Genomic DNA, 3,416 nt, shown 5'->3' with positions numbered 1-3,416 from the left:
TTTAATTCTTCTTGCTTTTTCTCTTCTTCAGTTTTTTGCTGTTGATCTTGTTTTGGTTGCTCCGTTGTATCCGGTACGCTAGTATTTGGCGATGAATCACGTTTTTCACCTTTTATACGTAGCTCACTACCTTCTTGAATGACGCTACTTGGCATTTTAAAGCGTGATTTATCTGTAGCCATTTCGCTCATCATTTCTTTAAAGATCAACTGTGCAATTTTCGTATTTTTACTACTAATATACTCGTCTTTGCCATCTTTCATATACCCAGTCCATACTGCCATCGTATATTGCGGTGTATATCCAGCAAACCAACTATCACGAGTTGCACTTTCTGGAATTTTATATTGAGCTAATTGTTTTGATGAGTAGTTTGTCGTACCCGTTTTTCCAGCTACATCTAAAGATGCTACATTTGCAGATGTACCAGTACCTGATCTAACTACAGAACGAAGCATATCTGTAATCATATATGCTGTAGAATCTGTCATAACTTGTTTTGGTTTTTGTCCAAAACTTTGTGACTTACCATCTGGATAAACGACTTTCTTAACAAAATGCGGTTTCGTATATTTACCATCATTACCAAATGCCGCATAAGCGCCCGCTATTTCAGTTGGTGATACTTCATTTGTACCAATCGCTGTTGATTCAGTCGGTGCTGCATTAAATGTAATGCCTAATTTCTCAGAGAAGTCTTTTGATTTATTAATTCCGACTTCTTTCGCAGTCTTAATTGCTGGGATATTTCGTGACTTTTCTAATGCTACACGCATTGTAATTGGACCCATGTGACTTCTATCTGAATTTCGTACTTCTTGTCCCGTTGAATACTTAAATGGAGAGTCATCAATTTGATGGTACGTAGCCCATTTTAAATATTCAATTGCAGGAGCGTAGTCGAAAATCGGCTTCATCGTTGAACCAGCTGCACGATCTAATTCAATTGCCATATTGTGTCCTTTAAATACAGCTTTATTTTCTCCACGGCCACTACCTATAGCACGAACTTCTCCTGTTTTCGTATCCATAAATGTAAATGCACCTTGGAATTTATCGTTCGGATAATCAATGATATTATTATTTAAAATATTATCAGCAAGTTTCTGTGCTTTCGGATCTAACGTTGTATAAATTTCTAAACCGTCAGAACCTATATTAGCATCTGGCAATTCTTTTTCTACTTCTTTCACAACTGCATCCATAAATGCAGGATATGGCATTGTTTGTAGTTGAGTTGCAGGCTTGAGTCCCTTTTCTACGTCAACTTTTGATGCTTCTTCCATTTCCTGTTTTGTTATATATCCATGTCGATTCATTAAGTTTAGAACAACATTTCTTCTTTCTGTTGCTTTTTGAACATTTTCTTTTTTCGTTGGATCATAGTTATTCGGTGCTTTCGGTAAACCTGCAAGCATCGCAACTTCTGGTAATGTTAAGTCCTTCAATTCTTTACCATAGTAGTTTTGTGCTGCTGTTGCGATCCCATATGAACGGTTTCCTAAGTTAATTTTATTTAAGTACATCTCTAATATCTCATGTTTTGAATACTGTTGTTCTAGCTTATAAGCTAAATATATTTCTTGTGCCTTACGCTTTGGTGTTTTGTCCATTGATAAGAAGTAGTTTTTAATAACTTGCTGTGTTATCGTACTTCCACCTTGAGAACCATAATCTCCTTTAAGACTTACTAGAACAGCACGGGCAGTACCTTTAAAATCTACTCCGCTATGCTCATAAAAACGTGAATCTTCTGTCGCTAAAAATGCATTTTCTACTAATTTAGGTATTTGCTCATACGTAACATTCGTCCTTTTTTCTTTTCCATATTCATATACCAAATCCCCGTTTTTATCATAAATTTTTGAGGATAACGGATTAACAAGTTTTGCTTTCTCAAGTTTTGGTGCATCCTTAATCATTACAAAAAAGGTAGCAACCCCCGCCACTAAACCAACAATACCAAGTAATAAACAAGTAATTAAAAACTTGCGAAAGAATGATGTTTTACCTTTTGGTTTTTGTGTTTTAGACGCTGGCTGTTTTTTCTTTTTAACTTGTCGTCGTTCCTCTCGAGAACGATAATTTTCTGACATGTTACTTTCTCCTGCCTTTCAATTCTCCCGTTGATTTACTTAAAAATATTGAGGTCACTTTCTAAAATGAATTTGATTAAGAAAGTATATTGACCTGGAGCATTCAATATTTTCCCAATTCACAGATTATAATTTTTAGAATACTTCTTATACAAACTATTTTCACTTCTATTTTTCCTAATAACGCTGCCCCTTTAAGCATAGAATGTAAAAAGTGAATTTTTAATACCTCGTATAAATAATATACCTTTTTTTCAAATGGTCAATATTTTCTTATTTATAAATCAAAGGTGAAATAAAAATAGCACAACGATATGTACTTCGTGTGAACTTCCTTATAATTACGTATAACAAACATTTAATATATTGCATATAAGTATAATACCTCTTAAATTATAAGGATTTCAACTTCATAACCTCAACATCTACAAGAAATTATTAAAAATGAAAAGTGAGGAGTTGCGTAATGATGAAGCTATCTCCCGTGATTTCAAAAAATATAGTTGCTGTTGGCTACAATCCTTTTTCTATGATTTTGCGAATCCAATTAAAGAATGGTATGTACGATTTCTTTAATGTACCAGAAAGTATCTATACTGGCCTATTACATGCACAATCTAAAAGTTATTATCATAAAACTTACATTAAAAATTCTTTCCGCCACACAAAAATTTAAACTTAACACCCACTAAAAAAAGGAGGTTAATCCTCCTTTTTTTAAAAAATATTTTACAGATAAATTACCTTCGATTCCTCTTATTAATTTCATCATATGCTTGAATTTGTTTTTTCAAACGCCGATCAGCTTTTTTATCATGCACTACAAGAATTGCATGTATAACTCCTGGAACCCAAAATATTAGTGTTAATATGAAATTTATTATTGCCTGAATTGGTTTTCCACAAAATAATACAGCAACAGGCGGAAGAAAAATTGCTAATAAATACATCATCCCTTGAAAACTCCTTATTTTGTATTTTATATATCACTTTTCAAAATATACGCAAAGAAACCTACTACTATTTTAATCTTAACTTGCCTCTAAAATCAATGTCTCTCCTTCTACTTATATAAGTATTTCAGACTTTTCATTGTTTGCTAGCCTATTTTCTTCCTCTATTGCAGTTACTCCAATTGCAGAAATTAACGTTCCAAGCGCTTGTATCCAAATACCAATGAGTGCAATTATTCTCTCATCCTTCTTATCAAAAATACTATCTTCATTTTCTCTCTCATCTTTCAATAAATTTGAAACGCCTTGATACGCTTGTAATCCAGCTCCTAAACTTTGCATGGAGTTACCTAGTATAATAATTTTC

General features: G+C 33.2%; 3 protein-coding genes and 1 pseudogene. 1 reads left to right on the top strand and 3 read right to left on the bottom strand.

Features of this window, described 5'->3' with window-relative positions; translation table 11 throughout:
* Positions 1 to 2,096: transglycosylase domain-containing protein (locus MR160_RS33140; protein WP_242299165.1), on the bottom strand; the 2,096-nt coding region annotated here is incomplete at its 3' end.
* Positions 2,097 to 2,562: 466 nt separating this feature from the next.
* Here MR160_RS33140 and MR160_RS33135 point away from each other — a divergent pair.
* A complete protein-coding gene (locus MR160_RS33135; protein WP_000977080.1) occupies positions 2,563 to 2,772 on the top strand; it encodes a KTSC domain-containing protein in 210 nt (69 codons plus the stop codon).
* A gap of 64 nt (positions 2,773 to 2,836) precedes the next feature.
* Here MR160_RS33135 and MR160_RS33130 read toward each other — a convergent pair whose 3' ends face one another.
* Both MR160_RS33130 and MR160_RS33125 read right to left on the bottom strand, forming a co-directional pair.
* Positions 2,837 to 3,049: a YqaE/Pmp3 family membrane protein gene (locus MR160_RS33130; protein WP_000990219.1), complete on the bottom strand. Its 213-nt coding sequence runs from the start codon at positions 3,047 to 3,049 to the stop codon at positions 2,837 to 2,839.
* Between the two features lie 114 nt (positions 3,050 to 3,163).
* Positions 3,164 to 3,416, bottom strand: a pseudogene (locus MR160_RS33125) (DUF6944 family repetitive protein); the annotation flags it as partial.

The sequence above is a fragment of the Bacillus cereus group sp. BfR-BA-01382 genome, assembly GCF_022663475.1.
In the GTDB taxonomy this organism is placed as follows: Bacteria; Bacillota; Bacilli; order Bacillales; family Bacillaceae_G; genus Bacillus_A; species Bacillus_A thuringiensis_S.
The sequence above is the reverse complement of the archived record's forward strand: the minus strand, read 5'-3'. Positions and strand labels throughout refer to the sequence as shown.

Excerpts from the sequence above, each read along its gene's own strand:
- MR160_RS33135 (WP_000977080.1), top strand. The coding sequence starts at position 2,563 with ATGATGAAGCTATCTCCCGTGATTTCAAAAAATATAGTTGCTGTTGGC.
- MR160_RS33130 (WP_000990219.1), bottom strand. The coding sequence starts at position 3,049 with ATGATGTATTTATTAGCAATTTTTCTTCCGCCTGTTGCTGTATTATTT.